This is a genomic window from Pelomicrobium sp. G1, from assembly GCF_051905455.1.
Taxonomy (GTDB): Bacteria; Pseudomonadota; Gammaproteobacteria; order Burkholderiales; family UBA6910; genus Pelomicrobium.
In genome coordinates, this window is the sequence record NZ_JBQACR010000286.1 from 1 (window position 1) to 292 (window position 292).

1 protein-coding gene is annotated in these 292 nt (G+C 68.8%); it reads right to left on the reverse strand.

What is annotated here, in order from left to right; translation table 11 throughout:
- On the reverse strand, positions 1–292 hold a 292-nt coding region (locus ACTFO6_RS18535), incomplete at both ends, for a cyclic nucleotide-binding domain-containing protein (protein ID WP_439935845.1).

The window sequence follows — 292 nt, forward strand, 5'->3', positions numbered from 1 at the left end:
GGGCCAACCGGAACATGGTGAGCGCCAGCCCCGTCCACTGTTGGGGCGCCGCGCGCCGGCCCACCGGCCGCAGCTGCGCCACCCACTCCGGCACGGTAAAATCCCGGGTGATCATGGTGGCAAAGCGGCTCATCACCACGTCGCCCGTCTCCGGGTCCGACTCCAGTATGCGCAGCAGGGCGTCGCCGTTGATCGCCAGACACTCGGTATCTTCGACGGCGGTAGATGTGGCCAGCCGGTAGGGTTGGCTCTTGAGCAGTGCCGCCCAGCCGAAAACCTCGCCGGGCCCCAG